Below are 17,774 nucleotides of genomic sequence, written 5' to 3' on the forward strand. Positions count from 1 at the left end.
GAATACCCACGCCCGCGCACGCCAAACCCCGGCCACCCGTCCGGATCACGAGCCGCGGAACGCCCGCCGGTAGGCACCCGGCGTCGTACCGACCTGGGCGCGGAACCGGCGGCGGAGGTTGACCGCCGACGTGAGCCCGACGCGGGCCGCGATCACTTCCACCGGCAGATCGGTCTCCTCCAGCAGGGTGCGCGCCTCGGTCACCCGGCGTGTCAGCAGCCATCCGCCCGGCGTCGTACCGAGCCTGTCGGCGAATCGCCGGGCGAGGGTGCGCGGCGAGACGCTGAGGTACGCGGCCAGCTCGCCCACCGACAACGGTGTCCCGAGCCGCGCGCCCGCCCATTCGAGGAGGCCGTCCAGCTCGTCCGAGGGCGACGGGGCGGGCACGAACTGCGCCTGACCGCCGTCGCGATGCGGCGGCATCACCATGTGGCGCGCGACGAGCGCGGCGTGCGCGGCCCCATGGTCCCGCCGGACGAGGTGCAGGCAGAGGTCGATCCCCGCGCCCGCCCCGGCGCTCGTGGCGACGTCGCCGTGATCCACATAGAGCACGTCGGCTTCCACGCGGATCCGGGGGAATTCCTCCTGCAGCCGGGCCGCGCACGCCCAGTGTGTCGTCGCCGAACGGCCGTCCAGCAGCCCGGTGCGGGCCAGCGCGAACACCCCGGAACAGATCGTGACGAGCCGCGCTCCCCTGGCGTGCGCGCGCAGAAGCGCCCGGCGCACGGGAGCGGACAACGGCGCGTCCACCGGGGTCCAGCCCGGGATGAGCACGGTGTCCGCGGCCGCCAGCGCGGAAAGGCCGCGGGTCACGGAGATCGCGTATCCGGCCGTGGTCGGTACCGGACCGGGTTTCTCGGTGCAGATGTCGAAGTCGTAGTACCGCGGCACCCCGGCTCGCTCCGTCCCGAAGACCTCGGCGGCGATGCCGAGTTCGAACGTCGACTGCACCGGCCGCACGAGGGCCGTCACACGATGCATGGCAGGAAAATACCCCATGGTGTCTTGTCCGACACTTTCCGGCGGCTCGATGTCGACGGCAGCATGGGGTCATGCACCCCGAGATCCTCGCCCAAGAGGGCTACACTTCCGTCTCCGTCAAGGATTCCCCCGTCCGCGAGATCTTCCCCGGGATCCGCTTACGTCCTTTGTGGACAGGACAGCACGGGGCGCACGCCAACGTGCTGGAGATGGATCCCGGCACGTCATGGCCGCGCCGCGACGTCCACGAACCGGGCCCGGAGGAGGTGTACGTCCTCTCGGGCACCTTCAACGACGGCGCGCGTGACTATCCGGCGGGCACTTTCCTGCATGCTCCGGCCGGTTCCTGGCACGTGCCCGCTTCGGTCACCGGATGCACGCTCTTCGTCTTCTACCCGGAGGGATGACTTTCGGCCCGGTGAGTCGTGAGTGGTAATGACGGTTCTAACCGTCATTACCACTCACGAGACTGGACCGGCTTGGCACGCCCGCGGCGCGGCTCAGCCGATGACCGACAAACTGCTCTCAGCCCACCGCCCCGTCGCCGCGAATTCCGTTTCGGTGAAATGACAGTCCACAAAGGTCAGTCGCGACAGGTAGCCGGAGAACACGACCGCGCTCTTGACGCGGACGACGTCCACCGACGCGTAGTCGGATCGCGCGTTTTCGACGTACAGATCGGAGGCGGAGGTGATCGACACGCCGAGCCCGATCGCCCGGCAGTCAAGGATTTCGGCTCGGCGCGCGGTCAGCTCGCGGATGGTCGCGTTGGACAGATCGACACCTTCGAAGACGACATCGGACAACGCCAGCCTGTCGAGCCGGGCGTTCGCCAGGTTCACGTCCGAGACGAGGGAGCGCGTGATCTCCCCTCACCCGCGGACCCCGTCGTGGTCACCGCCGTCGAGATGAACGGAGTCGAAATCGAAGTCACCCCGGAACAATGCCTCCTCGCGCGCGAGCCCATCCCGCTCGACCGAGGGCCGCCGCACCTTGACGCCGTCGAAATCCCGGAATTCCATGGCCGGACCGTACCCGGCGACCGGCCTTTCACCCGAAAAAGGGGCCCGCCCGAAGGCGGACCCCGTTCGGCCGTCGACTCAGTCCCGAACGCCCTTCACCGCGTCCTTGATCTTCTCTCCGGCCTGCTTCACGTTGGCCTTGCCCTGCTCGGCTTTGCCTTCGGCCTGCCACTGCTCGTTGTCCGTGGCGTTTCCGACGGCTTCCTTGGCCTTACCCTTGAGTTCTTCCGCCTTGTTCTCGGCCTTGTCGTTCATCGGGCCTCCGTTCGTTGTGGTCCGGTGCCTCCGGATACCCGTCATTCCCGCTCTGAAACGGGCTCCGTCTGGCTAGTTCGGCCCATACGGTCTTGCCGTCGTGGCGGACTTCCTGACCCCAGGCCGAAGAACACGCTTCGATCAGGGCGAGGCCGCGGCCGCCGTGGTCCGTGGGTGGACGCGGGACGGCGGGTGTGCGGGCGGAGTCGTCCACCTCGACCAGCAGCCGGCCGGGCAGCCACACCAACCGCACCCGGCGCGGTGGCTTCCCGTGCCGCAACGCGTTGGACACCAGTTCGTCCAGTACGAGAATGGTGTCCGCGAGTTCCTCCTCCGCGAGGTCCGGGAGTTTCGCGCGCGCCCAGGCCCGCACCCGGGCGGGCTCGGTCAGGTCCGCATCGGCCCGCAGAGGCAGACTCGCGACCTGGTCAGCGGTCCGCGCGGCCTGCTCGGTGTACACGGGGACCTCCCTGTGTTCGGTGACCCGTCAGGGGCTCACCGAACCCGGATACCCCGAATGCGCGATCCTTAACGGTCAACGTTCGCTCCCCGTGTGACCGCACGGGTAGACCGTTTTCGCGGCGAGGGTTTCGCACGCCGGGCAATTGTTCACCGGCCGCTCGCGACGGCCCCAGAACGGGTGGGTGGCCCCGCAGAGCGCGGTGACCGGGTCACCCCGGCCGGGATCCGGATTGCAGGCGGGGCAATAGGCGTGCGCCGCCCGTTCGATTTCGGCGGTCATCCTTCTCCTCCGTGGAGGTGCTGCCGCGCGTCTTCAGGACTCTTCCGGGAGCGTACCGCCGTGCCGGTCGACTCGCTCGCGTCGTCAGGCATCGTCCGCAAAGGTTCGACGAGGACGAAAACCGCTCCGCAGCAGATGATCCCCGCGGCCATCGCCAGTCCGGGCAGGGTGCCGAACACGGTTCCCACGAGGCCGCCGGTGACCCCGCCGAGGGTCCCGGTGCCGAAGACCACCGAAAGCGCGGTCCCGTTGACCCGGCCCCTCATCTCCGGCGGGGTGATCCGCTGCACCAGGCTGAGCACGTGGATGTCGAAGACCGAGTCGGCGAACCCGATGAGGAACTGGCTCACGATCAACGCCGTCAGCGCCGCACCTTGCCCGACGACGGGCAGCATCACGAAAGCCAGGCCGGTCACGAAGATCGACATCGCCAGCGTCCGGCCCAGGGTGAACCGCCGGGCGATCGCCCCGGCCGACACCGCTCCCAGGATGAGCCCGGCCGTACCGATGGCGAACGCGAGACCGACGGCGCCCGGGCCCAGTTGTCCGTAGTCGTAGGCGAACACCAGGACGAGCGTGCTCGCCGTCGCCACGCCGAGATTCACTGTCGTACTCGCGAACATCAGGTTGCGCAGCCGCGCGTCGGACAGCAAGACCGACAGGCCCTCCTTGGCCTCTTTCAGTGCCGAACGCGGCTTCCCCTGCTTGCTCGCGAGTGGTTCTCGATGGCGCATCAGCATCAGTGACACCAGTGAGACAAGGAACGACAGCGCGTCGGCCAGGATCGCCAGTGCGGTGCCCAGGATCTGCATCAATCCGCCCGCGGCGGCCGCTCCACCGACCTCGGCGACCGCACGGGAGGTCTGCAGGCGTTCGTTGCCCGCCACGATCCCTTCCGGTCCGGCGAGCACCGGAAGACAGGACTGCGCCGCGACTTCGAAGAACACCGTCAGCACGCCCACCACTCCGGCGACGACGAACAACTGGCCGAGCGCGAGAACGTCGAACAGGTACGCGACCGGGATGGAACCCATCGCCGCCAGTCTGCCGACATCGGCCAGGATCATCGTCTTCCGGTACGGGATCCGGTCGACCCACACCCCCGCCACCGAACCGATCAGCACGAACGGTACGAACCGCAGCGCGGCCAGCAGGCCGACGTCCCAGGCCGTTCCGCCGAGTCCGAGCAGGGCGACGGTCGGCAAGGCGATCCGCGAAACCTTGTCGCCGAACGCACTGACCGTCTGGCCGATCCACAAACGCCTGAAATCGCCGGGAAAGGCGAACGGTGAAGGCATGGAAGTCCAATCATGAGAACGGAAAATCAGCCTAAGATCCAATAGACGTCAGAGCGGGGTCGGCTATACGGAATTCGAGGGAGCGGAAATGCCCCAGCGGCTGGTCGGTTCCGGGGGAATCGCGGGGATGACCCAGTTGCACCAGGCGGTGCCGCTGGTCGAACGGCAGCACGCGATCATCGAACTGCTGCGGGTACGGGCACCGCGCCGGGTGGCGGGCGCGCACCTCGCGACGGCGACCGGAGTGAGCCTGCGCACCGTGGAACGAGACATCACCCGGCTGCGTGAAGCGGGCGTACCCATCACCATCCATCGCGGACCTCGCGGTGGTTACGGCATCGACGCCCGGACCGCGCTGCCGCCGATCTCACTGACGCCGGGCGAGGCTTCGGCGCTGATCGCGTCGCTCGTCGCCGTCGGCCCGTACACCTCGGCGGTGGCACAGTCCGCGCTGGGCAAGATCCTCGACGCGCTCAGTGAGGAGGTTCCCGTCCCCCGATAGTGGACAGCCGGGACCCTGAATGGCCGATGTGCCGCTCCGGCGTCCGGTCCTATCGTTCGGACGCATGGCAAGCGACTTGCAGCGGCGCAAGATCTCGGGGGTCTTCGCCGCGATGGACGTCGACGGCGACGGTTTCCTTCAGGAGCAGGACTTCCGGGCGCTGGCCGAACGCTGGTCGCGGGTGCGCGGCCAGGATGACGGGCCACGCCTGACCGGCATCATGCTGAGCTGGTGGACGACCCTGCTGTCCGCCTCGGACCGCGACCGCGACGACAAGGTCACCCTCGACGAGGTCCTGCTGGTGGTGGACCGGCTGCCGGGCACACCGGAGGCCGTGACCGCGACGGCCGACGCGATGTTCGAAGCGATCGACGAGAACGGGGACGGTCTGATCTCCGCGGCGGAGTACCGCCGGTTGATCGAGGTCTGGAACGGCCGCCCCACCGACACCGACACCACGTTCCCGCTGCTGGACTCCGACGGCGACGGCATGCTGTCCCGGACCGAGTTCGCGGCGCTGTGGCTGGAATTCTGGGCGGGCGACGACGCCGAGGCGCCGGGCACCCTCGTGTTCGGGCCGCTCGCGGCCTGACCGTCTGCCCATTCGGTCAGTGCGGATGACCATGTGGTCCGAAAACCGCCGTTCAGGGCCGATTTCGCGCTAGTTTCGGTGAAGCGGCCGGAAAGGGACCAGGGGCTTGACGCCCCGCCGGCCGCGGTGTCGCCCACGCCCGCTTGCCCATGCGGCTGTGCGACGCCGGTGGCGGCCTGGATTCGGCGTCCTCCCACCACCCCCTGGGGCGGCACCGCACCGGGCCGCCCCCTGGTCCCGAAACCGGCACGCGGCTTTCGGGCGGATCCGGCGTCCTTACGGGCCGGGGCCCGCCCGGCACGGCGGCGAGGACGGTGTCACGGGCTCAAGATGGCGGCGTGGACGCGAACGTCACGGACCTCGGAGTGGCCGTCTACACGGCCGACCCGCTGACCAGAGCGGGCCTGATCGACATGCTGTCGCGGGCCGCGGTGCTCGACGTTGTGCCGTCCGCCCGGCGTGGCGCGGACGTCCTGGTGGTCGCGGAGGACCCGCTCGGCCACGATCTCCCGATCCTTCGGCGAGCGGTGACCGAACAGGGCGTCCTGCCCGGCGTGCTGATCGCCGGACCGCTGCCCCCGGACGGTCACCGTTCGGCCGTGACCGCCGGTGTGCGCCGTCTGCTGCCGTACGCGGCGGCACGGGCGGAGCGGTTGATCGCCGAAGTCATGGCCGCGCGGACGGCGGCTCTGACGTCGCCGCGGGAACTGGCCGCGGGATACGACGCGCTGGTGGGCACGCCGGAGGGGTCCGCGCTGTTCGACGAACGCGAGATCCGCGTGCTGCGGCTGATCGCGGAGGGCAGGGACACCGCGGAGATCGGCGCGGAAATGGGCTATTCCCAGCGCACCGTCAAGAACATCCTGCACCGGGCCCAGCGGCGGCTGGCGCTGCGGAACCGGGCGCAGGCGGTGGCGGCCGCCATCCGCGCGGGCCTGATCTAGCGCGGAGCTGAAGGGAACTTTCCCCGCATAAGATGCGGTGAAAGCGCCCTTCACCGCGTGAGATGAGGTGAAGGGGCCCTTCAGCTCCGCGGCACCTGGGTCAGGACGCCTAGATGACGCCTGCCCGCACCGCGTAGGCGACGGCGTGCGGCCGGTTGCGCAGGTTCAGCCGTCCGGTGATGCCCTGGATGATGTGCTTGACGCTGCGCTCGGAGTAGCTGAGTTCCCCGGCGATCTCGACGGTGTCCTTCCCGTCGGCCATCAGGCGCAGCACGTCGATCTCGCGCGTGGTGAGCCCGGCGGTGTTGACGCCCATCGGGTCGAGGACCTCGCGCTGCATCCGTTCGACGTGCTTGAGCAGCTCGCCGAGCAGGCTCGGCGGGAGCACGCCACCGCCGGTCGACGCCGCCCGGATGGCGTGCGCCAGCCGCTCACCGGTCGTCGCGGAGCGCGGCAGGACCGCGACCACCCGGCATTCGATGGCGGGCACCAGTTCCGCCTCGCCGATCTGGCTCACCACGAGTACCACCGGTTTCCCGCCCTCCGCGGCCAGCCGCCGCAGGACCAGCACGATCTCGGGCGTCAGCCACTCGGCGGCGAAGACCAGTACGTCGGCCTCGGCGCGCTGCTCCCAGTCCCGGATCTCGATCCCCTGCTGCGTGCCCAGCTGGCTGACCAGGCCGGCACTGGTGATCGGATCGGGCGCGTGCACCGCCACGGTGAGCTGCCGGATTTCCGTGTCCACGTTTCGTCCCCTCCGCTTGATCCGCGGCCCCAGTCGGATGGGACCCAGTCTGCGAAGGAGCCCTTCACGAATTCTCAACGAGGCGTGAAGGACTTCGTGGCCAGCTGAAACGCCTCGACGTACTTGGGCAGTTCGCCCAGGATCTCGCGGAGCCTGTCCCCGGCGCCGTCGAAATCCGGGTCGGCGAGCCGCGCGTACCCGAAGGCCAGCGTCCGCCGAAGCTCGGCGATGCGCGCTTCGGCCTCGTCGCTGCCCAGCACCAGCCTGCCGCTGTAGGCGAGGTCGAGCAGGACGTCACCGGCGAAGGGCTCTCGATCCTGGCTCACCGCAACCGCCCTACTCTCGCCGCCGGACCGGCCCAGCATGCACAGCCGCGGCCGCCACCGACCACCGCAGGTGGGCTTTCTGCCCCTGAGAACGTGCGGTTCTGCCCGGTCGCCCCTCGATTGCGTGCCCCCTCGCGACGCGACTAGGGTTTTCCCGGGCAGGGTGATCTTTTTCGGAAGTCGGGCGCAGGCGGCAGGTCATGGACGAGGTTCCCTCGCTGACGGTGCGGCTGCTGGGCGGCGCCACCGCCCTGCACGGTGACGGCGAACTCAAGCTCGGGCCCGCTCAGCGGCAGGCGGTCTTCGCCGTACTCGCCCTGCACACCGGTCAGTTCGTCTCGCGCAAGGAACTCATCGACGCCGTCTGGGGTGAGCGGCCGCCGGACACCGCCACCGGCATCGTCTACAACTACGTGTCCGCGTTGCGCCGCGCTCTCGAACCGGCAGGCAGGCCGCTCGTCGCCTCGCGCGCCGGTTACCGCCTCGACCTGCCGAAACCGCAGATTGACGTCCATGTCTTCGAAGCAGGACTGGACCGGGCCCGCACGCATCGGCTCGACGGGGCGCACCACCGGGAACTGGAGTCGCTGCGCGCCGCGCTCGGGCTGTGGCGGGGTCCCGCGCTGGACGGGATCCCCGGACCGTTCGCCGAAACCCAGCGCGCCCGGCTGGACGAGCTGCGCCTGTACGCGCTCGAACGTCAGGCTGAGGTCGCGCTGCACCTGGGCGTCCACGACGGGCTCGCGGGCGAACTGGCCGAGCTGGTCCAGCGGCATCCGCTGCGCGAACGCCTGCACCGGATGCTGATCACCGCGTTGTTCCGGGACGGCAGGCAGGCCGAGGCCTTGGCCGCGTTCGACCACGCCCGCGAGACGATCGTCGAGCAGTCCGGCCTCGAACCCGGCCCTGAGCTGCTGGAACTGCGGCGACGGGTACTCGACGGCGATCCGTCGCTGCACCACCGGGACCGGCCGGAACGGCATCGGCCCGCGCACTCCCTGCCCGAACGCCCGTCCGCCTTCGTCGGCCGTGACGTCGAACTGAGCCGGGTGCGGCACCACCTGTCCGCCCTGCTGGACGAAGGGCGTGGCGGGACGGTCTGGCTGGACGGCGAGGCGGGCAGCGGCAAGAGCGCACTCCTCGCGGAGGCCCTCGCCCCGGCGCGCGGCCGCACGCGCCGGGTCGAAGCCGACGAGCTGACCAGCGCGGTCCCGCTCAGCCTCATCAAAGACTGCCTCGGCTGCGACGCGCACGACGACCTCACCAGGACGGTCTCCGAACTGTGCGAAGACGGGCCACGGGTGCTCGTCTTCGAAGATCTGCACTGGGCCGACGAGGAAAGCCTGCTCGACTGGCAGCGGCTTCACCGGCTCACCGGGCGATTCCCCCTGCTGCTGATCGGCTCCGCACGTCCCTTCCCCCGGCGCCGCACGCTCGACGACCTCCGGTCCGGGCTCGACGCCGAGATCGTCTCGCTGCCGCCGTTCGACGGCCCGGCCGTGGCCGCGCTCGCCGAGGAATCCCTGGCCAGGGACCCCGGCGAGGAGTTCCTCGGGTTCGCCGCCGAGTACACCGCCGGCAACGCCGGCTATCTGCGCGAGCTGTTCGCCGAGTTCGCCGCCGGTCGCGACCTCACCACCGCGCCGCACAGCGGGCTCGCCACCGCGGTGGAAACCCGGCTCGTCACGCTTTCCGTGCCGTGCGCGCGAACGCTGAATTCGGCCGCGCTGCTCGGCTCGGCGTTCACGATCGCCGAGCTGGCCGGGGTCACCGGCCGTGAACCGGAGGCGCTCGCCGAGGCGGTCGAAGAAGCGCTCGCGGCACGCGTGCTGGAAACCGGCGAAGGCCGCCTGCGGTTCCGGATCCCGCTGGAGCGTGCGGTGTTCGCCGCGAACACCCCGCCTGCCATCCGCTCCGTGCTGCACCAGGAGATCGCCGAGACCATGGTGAAGTCCGGGACATCCGCGGACCGCGTCGCCGAGCAACTGCTCCAGGCGGGCGACGAACTGACCGCGCGCTGGATCCCGCGGTGGCTGCTCGACAACGTCGGCGCGTTGTCCGCCGAGTCGGCGGTCGAACTGCTCCATCTGCTCTCGCGCCAACGGAATCTCACCGAGGAACAGCACGAGAGCCTGGCGGCCGAACTCGCCGCGTTGCTGCTGCCCGAAGCGGCGCCACGGGTGCGCAACCGAACCGCCATGAGGACGTCCTAAACTGCGTGGCACAGTAGTAATCCGGCCACTTTCGGTGAAGACGGGAAAGGGAGCCGGCGTGACGAACGGGTTGCGCGTCGAGCTGCTCGGGCCGCCTCGTGCCTGGATCGACGACGTCGAGCTGAAGCTCGGCCCCACCCGCCAGCGCGCGGTCTTCGCCACCCTGGCCGCACGCCGCGGCCAGGCGATCCCGCTCGGCGAGCTGATCGCCGCCGTCTGGGGCGAAGCGGCGCCCGCCAGCGCCACCGGCAGTGTGCACACCTACGTTTCCGGTCTGCGCGGGGCGATCCGCGACGCGGGCGGCGCCGCGCACGAGATGCTGCATTCCTCGGGATCGAGTTATGTGCTGCGCCTGGACCCCGACGCGCTCGACGTCGGCCTGTTCGAACAGGAGACCGCGGCCGCCCGGCGGCTCCTGGCCCACGCCGATCAGCGCGGTGCGGCCGCGCGGCTCACCACCGCGCTCGACCGCTGGCGCGGCGAGGCCTATTCCGGCATATCGGGCCCATTCGCCGAAACCGAGCGCGTCCGCCTCACCGAACTCCAGCTGTCCGCCACCGAACTGCGGGCCACGGCCCTGCTCGGCCTCGGCGACCATCGCGAACTCGTCGCCGAGCTGGCCGCCCTGATCCAGCGGCACCCGTTGCGCGAGTCGCTGTACGAGACGCTCATGCGTGCCTTGTACGCCGGCGGACGGCAGGCCGAGGCGCTGACCGTCTACCGCGACGCCAGACGAGTGCTGCGGGACGAACTCGGGGTCGAACCAGGGCGTCCGCTGCGGGAACTGCATCAGCGCATCCTCGACGGCACCGAAAAACCTGTCGCCGGAACGAAAAAGGCCGCGCTGCGGATCGTGCCGCCGCCGGTGGCCAAGGCGATCGAACGCGGCGGCCCGGCGTACCTGCCCGGCCGCGCGCGGCAGGTCGGACGGCTGGACGGATTCGTCACCGACCTCCTCGCCGGGCGTGGCCGTCCGGTCTGGATCGAGGGCGAACCGGGCATCGGCAAGTCGGAGCTGCTGATCGCCGGGCTGGCGGGCGCCGGGGCACGCGGCTGCCAGCTGGCCTGGACCGCGGCCGACGAACTCCAGCAACGGTTCCCGCTGCAGGTGATCATGGAATGTCTCGGGGTGCACCACGGTTCGGCTGATCCGGCCAAGGCCAAGCTGGCCGGTGCGCTGCACACCGAGCCCACGCACGGGAACTGGGGCCCCGCCGATCCGGTCCTGTCCACTGTGGACAAGCTGCTGGCGCTGGTCGACGAGACCTGCGCGGCAGGCCCGCTGGTGCTGGTGATCGACGACCTCCACTGGGCCGACGAGGCCAGTGTGCTGCTGTGGCAGCGCCTGGCCGCCGCCACCCGCCAGCTGCCGCTGCTGCTCGTCGCCGCCACGCGTACCGGGCACGGCCGCCACGATCTGGCCCAGCTGCGGCGCGGTGTCGAGGCACGGGACGGCGAGATCATGCCGGTCGAGGTACTGACCGACGACGAGATCGCCGCCGTGTTCGAGGTGATCCTGGCGGCGAAACCGGGGCCGAGCCTCCGCCCGCTGATCCACCGCGCGGCCGGGAACCCGCTCTACGCCAGGGAACTCGCGCACGACCTGGTGCGCACCGGCTCGCTGCGGACCAAAGCGGGCGTGGCCGAGGTGACGCTGGACGGCACCGAGAACGCGCCGCGGTCGCTGCTGGCAGCAGTGGGCCGCACTCTGGACTGCTTCGACCCCGCAACGACCGAGATCCTGCGCACCGTCTCGCTGCTGGGCGCGGAGTTCGCTGTCGAGGACGTCGCCGCGCTGACGGGCAAGACGCCGCTGGAGGTCCTGCGGGAGCTGGAACCGGCCACCACCGCGGGGGTGATCGAATACGCCGGCGACAAACTCGCCTTCCACCATCCGTTCCAGCGGCAGGCGCTCTACGACGGTATCGCCGAATCGGCGCGCGCCGCACTGCACCGGCGCGCGGCCGAGGCGCTCGCCAGGGCGGGCGCGCCGATCAAACGGGTCGCCGAACAGCTGGCCGCCGAACCGGCGCCGGTCGACCCGTGGCTGGTCGGCTGGCTCACCGGCAACCATGTCGCGGTCTCCAACCGCGCGCCGCGGATCGCGGTCGACCTCCTCCGCGGCGCGCTCGCGAGCCCGGTGCCCACCCGCGAACAGCGGGAGATCCTGATCGCCGCGCTGGTGCGCGTGCTGTTCCGGCTCGAACAGGCGCCGGAGGCCGAGGCCGGGCAGGCGGTGGAGATCGTCCGCGACAAGGCGGATCTGGCCGAGATGCGGCATATCCTCGCCGCACTGCGGTACCGCCGCGGCGAAACCCCCGGCGCGATCGAAGCGCTCGCCGACACCGCGGACGATCCGTCGATGCCGGAGCTGTGGCGCACCAGAACCCGGACCCTGCTCGCGAACTTCCGCCGCGGCGCGCTCGCCGACCTCGACGAGACCGAGCGGATCGCACGGAGCCTGCACGCCGAAGCCGCCGAGGCGGGCGAGCGCTACCCGGCCGCGCACGCGCAGCAGACCCTGTGGCTCGTGCACTCGATCCGCCGCGAACACGACCGCGCGCTGATCGCGGTCGACGCCGCGCTGGAGACCGCCGGTGACGAAGCGGAACTCGCGACCCTGCGGTTCGACCTGCTCGACAACCGCCTCTTCACCCTGCAGAACCTCGACCGGCTCGCCGAGGCCGACGCGACACTGCGCGCCGGGTACGCGACGGCCGCGCGGCACGGCCTGCCGACCGGCCCGCAGGTCTCGGCCGCGGTGCACTACTTCTGGACCGGCCGCTGGGACGAGGCGCTGGCCGAACTGGACTCGGTCACCGAGGACGGACCGGCGATCACCTTCAACGGCGTGCGCGACGAGGGCGCCGCCGCCCTCCTGCTGCACGGGGTCGCCGCGCTCATCGCGGGACACCGGGACGAACGTGTCTCCGTCCGCGCGCATCTGGACGCGGCCGAGGCGCATTCGCCGTCGAACCCCGCCGAGCGCGAGAGCTGCGACTTCTACCTCGCCGCCCAGGCGATGGCCGCCGAACAGCGCGGCAGGCTCGACGACGCGCTACGGCTGTTCACCCCGGTGCTGCGTCCCGACTACGCCCGGATGATGCTGCGCCACCAGTGGCTGCCCGACGTCGTCCGGATCGCGCTCGCGGCCGGGAACGACGATGTCGCGAGGCAAGCGCTCGAAGTCTGTGCCGAGGAGGCGCGCCAGGAGACCGTGCCCGCCAGGGCCACCGCCGCGGACGGGCGGTGCCGTGCCCTGATCGACGGCGACCCCGAAGGCGCACTGGCCGCGGCCGATCACTACCGCGCGGTCGGGCGCCCGATCGAACTCGCGGCCGCACTGGAGGACGCCGCCGAACTGCTCGGCCGCGCCGGTTACCTCGAGTCGGCCACCCAGACGCTCACCGAGGCGTGCGAGGTACTCGGGCCGGTCGGCGCCGCCTGGAGCATCCGCCGGGCGGAAGGCAGGCTGCGCCCCTACGGCGTGCTGAGCCGCGCCGAGCGGGGCCCCCGGCACGCCGGCACGCTGTCACCGCTGGACCTGCGGGTCGCCCGGCTGGTGGCGGCGAAACTGTCCAATCCGGAGATCGCCGCCGAACTGAGCCTGCCGAGGAGAACGGTGCAGTCACTGGTGTCCCGGGTGCTCACCAAACTGCACGCCGACTCCCGGCTGACCGTCGGAGACCAGTTACCCAGGCGACTCGCGTGAACATCACCGCCCGACCGAGGAGAACCATGACCCGCCTGCTGGCCGGACTGACGGCCGCCGTGTTGCTGCTCACCGCCTGTTCGGGCCAAGCGGAATCCGGCGGGCCGATCAAGCTCACCGTCGCCACCTTCGGCGAGTTCGGTTACGAGAAACTCTTCGACGAGTACGAGAAAGCCCATCCGGGGATCACGGTCGAGGGCCGGGTCGCCGACTTCGAGACGCACCACCGGCAGCTCGCCACCGGTCTCGGCGCCGGACGGGGCGCCGCGGACGTCGTGGCCATCGAGGAGCAGTACCTTCCCAAGTTCCGTCAGTCGAAGGACAAGTTCACCGATCTCTCCGAATTCGGCGCACAGAGCCTGCGAGCGGGCTGGCCGACCTGGAAATGGGACCAGGGCACCGCCGACGGCGGGAAGTTCGTGATGGGCCTCGGCACCGACATGGGCAGTCTCGCCCTGTGCTACCGCCGCGACCTGTTCGCGAACGCCGGACTGCCGACCGACCGCGAGCAGGTGGCCGCGCTGTGGCCCACGTGGGAGAAATTCGCCGAAACCGGTGCGCGGTTCAGCACGGCGACGCCGGACGTCAAGTTCGCCGACTCGGCAGGCACCATCTACACGGCGATGCTCAACCAGGGCGAGGAGAACTACTTCGCCAAGGACGGCGACAAGTTCGTCGGCGACACCAACCCGAACGTGCGCAAGGCCTTCGAGCTGGCGGGCGGGATGGCGCTGAAGAAGGAGACCGCGGCCGTCACCACCTTCACGCAACCGTGGACGGTGGCGATCAAGCAGAGCCGGTTCGCCGCGATCACCTGTCCCGCCTGGATGCTCACCCAGATCGAACAGGCGGGCGGCCCGGAACTGGCAGGCAAATGGGACGTCACCTCGGTACCGGGCGGGGCGGGCAACTGGGGCGGATCGTTCCTGACCGTCCCGAAACAGGGCCCGCACCGCAAGGAGGCGTACGACCTCGCCGCCTGGCTCACCGCGCCCGAGCAGCAGAAACGGATCTTCCTCGAAAGCGGGCTCCTGCCGAGCGCGCAGGGCGCCTACCGGGACGGCGCGGTGCTTTCCCACACCAGCGAGTACTTCAGTGACGCGCCGGTCGGCAAGCTCTTCGCCGCCTCCGCCGAAGCACTGCGGCCGAACTACCGCGGCCTGCGCGACGGCGAGGTGCGGCCGGTGTACGGGCACGCGCTCGGCCGCGTCGAAGAGGGAAGGCAAGCGCTCGACGACGCCTGGGCCCAGGCCGCGACCGAAGGCCGCGCCGCGGCGGGCAAGTGACCGGGGGCGGTGTGACGCGCGCGTTCCCGGCCGGATTCCGCTGGGGCACGGCCACGGCTGCGTACCAGATCGAGGGTTCGACGACGGCCGACGGGCGCGGACCGTCCATTTGGGACACCTTCACCGCGCGACCCGGCCGGGTACTCGACGGCGCCACCGGTGACCCGGCCTGCGACCATTACCGGCGCTACGAACAGGACGTCGGCCTGCTGAGCGAGCTGGGCCTGCCGTACTACCGCTTCTCCGTCGCGTGGTCGCGGGTGATGCCGGACGGCCGCACGATCGAACCACGCGGCCTCGCCTTCTATGATCGCCTTGTCGACACCTTGCTGGAGCGCGGGATCACCCCGATGCTCACGCTCTACCACTGGGATCTGCCGCAGGCGCTGCAGGACGAGGGCGGCTGGCCCCACCGCGATCTCCCCGACCGGTTCGCCGATTACACGCGGACCGTCCACAAAGTACTCGGCGATCGGGTCCGGCGGTGGACCACGATCAACGAGCCGTTCTGCTCCGCCTTCATCGGCTACGGCAACGGCGACCACGCGCCGGGGATCCGGGACGCGGGCACCGCGCTGGTCGCCGCGCACCACCTCCTGCTCGCCCATGGCCAAGCGGCCCAGGCGCTGCGCGCGGACGGCGGCGACGAGCAGGAGGTGTCCATCGTGCTCAACTTCGCCCCGGTGCTGACCGATGTGGACGATGCCGCGCACCGCGAGGCCGCCCGTAAGTTCGACTTCCTGCACAACAGGTTCTTCCTCGACCCGCTGCTGGGCCACGGCTATCCGACCGAGTTGCTGGCGGATCTGGCGCATCTCGGCACCCTCGAACCGGCGATCGCCGACGGCGATCTGGAGATCATCGCCCAGCCTCTGGACGTCCTGGGCGTCAACTACTACGCACCCGTCCGCGTGGTCCCGCTCGACGACCCCGAGGCCGTCAGCAACTGCCCGCTGCCCGGCCTGCGCGGTATGGACGTCCGGCCGCCCCGCGGCGAGCTGACCTCGCTCGGCTGGGAACAGCGGCCGAAGTCCTTCACCGAACTGTTGCTGTGGCTGCGCGATCACTGCCCCGGCCTGCCGCTCGTGATCGCCGAGAACGGCGCCGCCTTCGAGGACGAGGTCGTGGACGGGCGCGTGCACGACGTGAAACGCGTGCGGTACTTCGCCGAGCACCTCGCCGCCGTGCACGACGCGATCGAGCGCGGCGCCGATGTCCGCGGCTACCTTGCCTGGTCGTTGCTGGACAACTTCGAGTGGGCCATGGGATACACGCGGCGGTTCGGCCTCGTGCACGTCGACTTCGCCACCCAGGAACGGGTGGTCAAGGACAGTGGCCGGTTCTTCGCGGAAGTCGTGGCACGCAACGGTCTCTAGCGGTTCTGGACCCGACGTCGCCGGAAACTGTCGGTGGCCGGTCGTATGGTCTGAGCGTGGAAACTCTCAACGCCACTGTGGCGCTCTTGAAGGAAATCACCGAGCCGGATGTTTTGAAGGAGGTCAATGCCGCGTTGGATTCGTTGGAGGACAAGGATGCTGTCGCCGCGGCCGTAGTGGCGTCGGAAGGGATCGCACGGCTGGAAGCGGTCCGGTTCCGCGCCCTGGGGCAGCTGAGCCGTCATCGTGGCGGCGCGTCGAGCGTCGCACAGGAGGTCGCGTTCGAGTTGTCCATTGTGGATGGTCATGCGGCTGGGCTGGTGGCCACGGCGGAGGCGTTGACGACACGGCTGCCGCGGACACTGGGGCTGCTGGATCGCGGTCTGGTGGGCGGTTACGGGGCGATGAAGGTCGCCTCGGCCACCGCGTGGCTGTCCGACGAAGACGCCCAGGCGGTGGATGAGGTGCTGCAAGACCGGTTGCCGGGCCGAAACTCCGAACAGATCCGGAAAGCGGCGAACCACGCGGCGATGATGGCCGACCGCGACGGCGCGGCGAAACGCGTGGAGCGGCATCGTGCCGGCCGTCGCCTCTCGCTGCGCCAAGGAGAGACGGGGGTGGCGTCGATCGAGGTCGAGGACGGCCCCGTCGAGAAGGTGGCCGCCGCGTACACGCGGATCGACCGTGAAGCACGCGCGCTCAAGACCGGCGGGGAGACGCGCACCCTGGACCAGTTGCGCGCGGATGTGGCCCTTGATCTCCTGCTCGGCGGCCAAGGCGGAAGGAGTGAACGGTCCGAGGTGTTCCTGTACATGGACCTGAACACCTACCTGGGGTTGAACGACGACCCGGCCGAGCTGGCCGGGCACGGGCACATCCCGGCGGCGTTGGCCCGGCACATCGCCGGCGGGCCGGACACGGTGCTGCGGCGGATCATCACCGACCCCTTGTCCGGGCAGGTGCTCGACCTCGGCCGCGACCGGTATCGGCCCACCGCGGGATTAAGCGAATTCGTGCGAGTGCGGGACCGCGAGTGCCGAAGACCCGGCTGCCACCGCGTCGCCCAGGCCTGCGACCTCGACCATTCCCTACCGTGGCAATTCGGCGGCCATACCGCCGATACCGAGCTGGTCAGCTTCTGCCGCCGCGATCACCGGTTGAAGGACGAACCCGGCTGGAACTACCACCTGGGCCCGGACGGCACTCTCACTGTCGCCACGCCCACGGGACACAGCTACGAAAGCACACCACCTCCGCTGCACGAACCCCGGACCGAGGAACCGCCACCGTTCTGAAGCATCGCCGGAAAACGACGACGGTGCCTTGTTCGCGAGGATGCCATCGGCGGAGGGCTGGTTGCCGAAATATGGCCGTGACTCGACTACGACGTCGTCCACTCGCGATCTTGCAGTGCCACGTCGTCACCCCCATGTTGTGGCCTGAGAGCGGCTACGGAATCACTGCCACTCAGGGGCGTCGCCGAAAAACGACTATGGCCCGGCAACAGAGCGAGGCCCGGGATCCCAACGCGTCCGGCGGCCACAACATCCGCCACCCGGCCAGGCGACGAGATGCTGTCGCCGAAATATGGCCATCACTCGAGCACGAGGACGCAGCCCAAAGTCCCCGCAGCCTGCGGTCACCACACGCAGCCACACAACAAGGCGCCATCGCCGAAAAACGACCATGCCCCGGCAACAGAGCGAAGCCCGAGACCCCAACCCGACCAGCGGCCACAACATCCGCCACCCGCCCACGCGACGACATACTGTCGCCGAAA

18 protein-coding genes are annotated in these 17,774 nt (G+C 70.2%); 9 read left to right on the top strand and 9 right to left on the bottom strand.

The genetic code is table 11. From position 1 onward, the window contains the following. Window positions 1–45 precede the first annotated feature (45 nt). The gene (locus L324_RS25305; RefSeq protein WP_037313571.1) at window positions 46–981 is read right to left on the bottom strand and encodes a GlxA family transcriptional regulator; all 936 of its coding nucleotides are present in this window, start codon (window positions 979–981) and stop codon (window positions 46–48) included. Between the two features lie 71 nt (window positions 982–1,052). Here L324_RS25305 and L324_RS25310 point away from each other — a divergent pair, with 71 nt between their 5' ends. Further along, a complete protein-coding gene (locus L324_RS25310) occupies window positions 1,053–1,388 on the top strand; it encodes a cupin domain-containing protein (RefSeq protein ID WP_037313575.1) in 336 nt (111 codons plus the stop codon). 93 nt (window positions 1,389–1,481) lie between these two features. On the opposite strand, the gene L324_RS43705 is transcribed toward L324_RS25310, so the two are convergent. The 6 genes from L324_RS43705 to L324_RS25335 form a co-directional block, all read right to left on the bottom strand. After that, entirely contained in the window at window positions 1,482–1,823 is a 342-nt protein-coding gene (locus tag L324_RS43705) for a pentapeptide repeat-containing protein (protein WP_235783643.1), read from the bottom strand. 30 nt (window positions 1,824–1,853) lie between these two features. Further along, the gene (locus tag L324_RS43710) at window positions 1,854–2,003 is read right to left on the bottom strand and encodes a hypothetical protein (protein WP_235783644.1); all 150 of its coding nucleotides are present in this window, start codon (window positions 2,001–2,003) and stop codon (window positions 1,854–1,856) included. Window positions 2,004–2,081: 78 nt separating this feature from the next. Next, window positions 2,082–2,258, bottom strand: a complete 177-nt coding sequence (locus L324_RS25320) for a CsbD family protein (protein ID WP_037313578.1) — start codon at window positions 2,256–2,258, stop codon at window positions 2,082–2,084. Then, window positions 2,215–2,718 carry an ATP-binding protein gene (locus L324_RS25325; protein WP_063624618.1) on the bottom strand — a complete coding sequence of 168 codons (504 nt, stop codon included), beginning with the start codon at window positions 2,716–2,718 and terminating at the stop codon, window positions 2,215–2,217. Before L324_RS25325 ends, L324_RS25320 begins: the two co-directional genes overlap by 44 nt. A gap of 75 nt (window positions 2,719–2,793) precedes the next feature. Then, the gene (locus L324_RS25330) at window positions 2,794–3,000 is read right to left on the bottom strand and encodes a hypothetical protein (protein WP_037313582.1); all 207 of its coding nucleotides are present in this window, start codon (window positions 2,998–3,000) and stop codon (window positions 2,794–2,796) included. Next, complete coding sequence (locus tag L324_RS25335) at window positions 2,997–4,298, bottom strand: MFS transporter (RefSeq protein ID WP_051174088.1); 1,302 nt, start codon at window positions 4,296–4,298, stop codon at window positions 2,997–2,999. The genes L324_RS25330 and L324_RS25335 overlap by 4 nt, the downstream gene beginning before the upstream one ends. A gap of 88 nt (window positions 4,299–4,386) precedes the next feature. On the opposite strand from L324_RS25335, the gene L324_RS25340 reads away from it, so the two are divergent. The 3 genes from L324_RS25340 to L324_RS25350 all read left to right on the top strand — a co-directional run bounded on the left by L324_RS25340 (window position 4,387) and on the right by L324_RS25350 (window position 6,336). After that, window positions 4,387–4,800 carry a helix-turn-helix transcriptional regulator gene (locus L324_RS25340; RefSeq protein WP_037313586.1) on the top strand — a complete coding sequence of 138 codons (414 nt, stop codon included), beginning with the start codon at window positions 4,387–4,389 and terminating at the stop codon, window positions 4,798–4,800. Between the two features lie 64 nt (window positions 4,801–4,864). Beyond that, window positions 4,865–5,392 carry an EF-hand domain-containing protein gene (locus L324_RS25345; RefSeq protein WP_173426400.1) on the top strand — a complete coding sequence of 176 codons (528 nt, stop codon included), beginning with the start codon at window positions 4,865–4,867 and terminating at the stop codon, window positions 5,390–5,392. A 338-nt stretch (window positions 5,393–5,730) separates the two neighbouring features. Then, window positions 5,731–6,336 (top strand): helix-turn-helix transcriptional regulator, encoded by a 606-nt coding sequence (locus tag L324_RS25350; protein WP_037313589.1) that lies wholly within the window; start codon window positions 5,731–5,733, stop codon window positions 6,334–6,336. 109 nt (window positions 6,337–6,445) lie between these two features. Here the strand turns inward: L324_RS25350 and L324_RS25355 are convergent, their stop codons facing one another. Together L324_RS25355 and L324_RS25360 are read right to left on the bottom strand one after the other, a co-directional pair. Further along, the gene (locus tag L324_RS25355; RefSeq protein WP_081736461.1) at window positions 6,446–7,081 is read right to left on the bottom strand and encodes a helix-turn-helix transcriptional regulator; all 636 of its coding nucleotides are present in this window, start codon (window positions 7,079–7,081) and stop codon (window positions 6,446–6,448) included. 74 nt (window positions 7,082–7,155) lie between these two features. Next, window positions 7,156–7,407, bottom strand: coding sequence for a hypothetical protein (locus L324_RS25360; protein WP_037313592.1), 252 nt, complete (start codon window positions 7,405–7,407; stop codon window positions 7,156–7,158). 200 nt (window positions 7,408–7,607) lie between these two features. Between L324_RS25360 and L324_RS25365 the strand changes: the two genes are divergently transcribed. The 5 genes from L324_RS25365 (at window position 7,608) to L324_RS25385 (ending at window position 17,289) form a co-directional block, all read left to right on the top strand. Next, window positions 7,608–9,620, top strand: a complete 2,013-nt coding sequence (locus tag L324_RS25365) for an ATP-binding protein (RefSeq protein ID WP_051174089.1) — start codon at window positions 7,608–7,610, stop codon at window positions 9,618–9,620. Window positions 9,621–9,678: 58 nt separating this feature from the next. Beyond that, the gene (locus L324_RS25370) at window positions 9,679–13,332 is read left to right on the top strand and encodes an ATP-binding protein (protein WP_037313598.1); all 3,654 of its coding nucleotides are present in this window, start codon (window positions 9,679–9,681) and stop codon (window positions 13,330–13,332) included. Window positions 13,333–13,358: 26 nt separating this feature from the next. Next, the gene (locus L324_RS25375; RefSeq protein WP_037313602.1) at window positions 13,359–14,618 is read left to right on the top strand and encodes an ABC transporter substrate-binding protein; all 1,260 of its coding nucleotides are present in this window, start codon (window positions 13,359–13,361) and stop codon (window positions 14,616–14,618) included. A gap of 11 nt (window positions 14,619–14,629) precedes the next feature. Continuing rightward, window positions 14,630–15,994, top strand: coding sequence for a GH1 family beta-glucosidase (locus tag L324_RS25380; RefSeq protein ID WP_037313714.1), 1,365 nt, complete (start codon window positions 14,630–14,632; stop codon window positions 15,992–15,994). A 113-nt stretch (window positions 15,995–16,107) separates the two neighbouring features. After that, the gene (locus L324_RS25385) at window positions 16,108–17,289 is read left to right on the top strand and encodes an HNH endonuclease signature motif containing protein (RefSeq protein ID WP_081736465.1); all 1,182 of its coding nucleotides are present in this window, start codon (window positions 16,108–16,110) and stop codon (window positions 17,287–17,289) included. The last annotated feature ends 485 nt before the right edge of the window (window positions 17,290–17,774 follow it).

It is taken from the genome of Amycolatopsis orientalis DSM 40040 = KCTC 9412 (genome assembly GCF_000478275.1).
GTDB classification, from domain to species: domain Bacteria; phylum Actinomycetota; class Actinomycetes; order Mycobacteriales; family Pseudonocardiaceae; genus Amycolatopsis; species Amycolatopsis orientalis.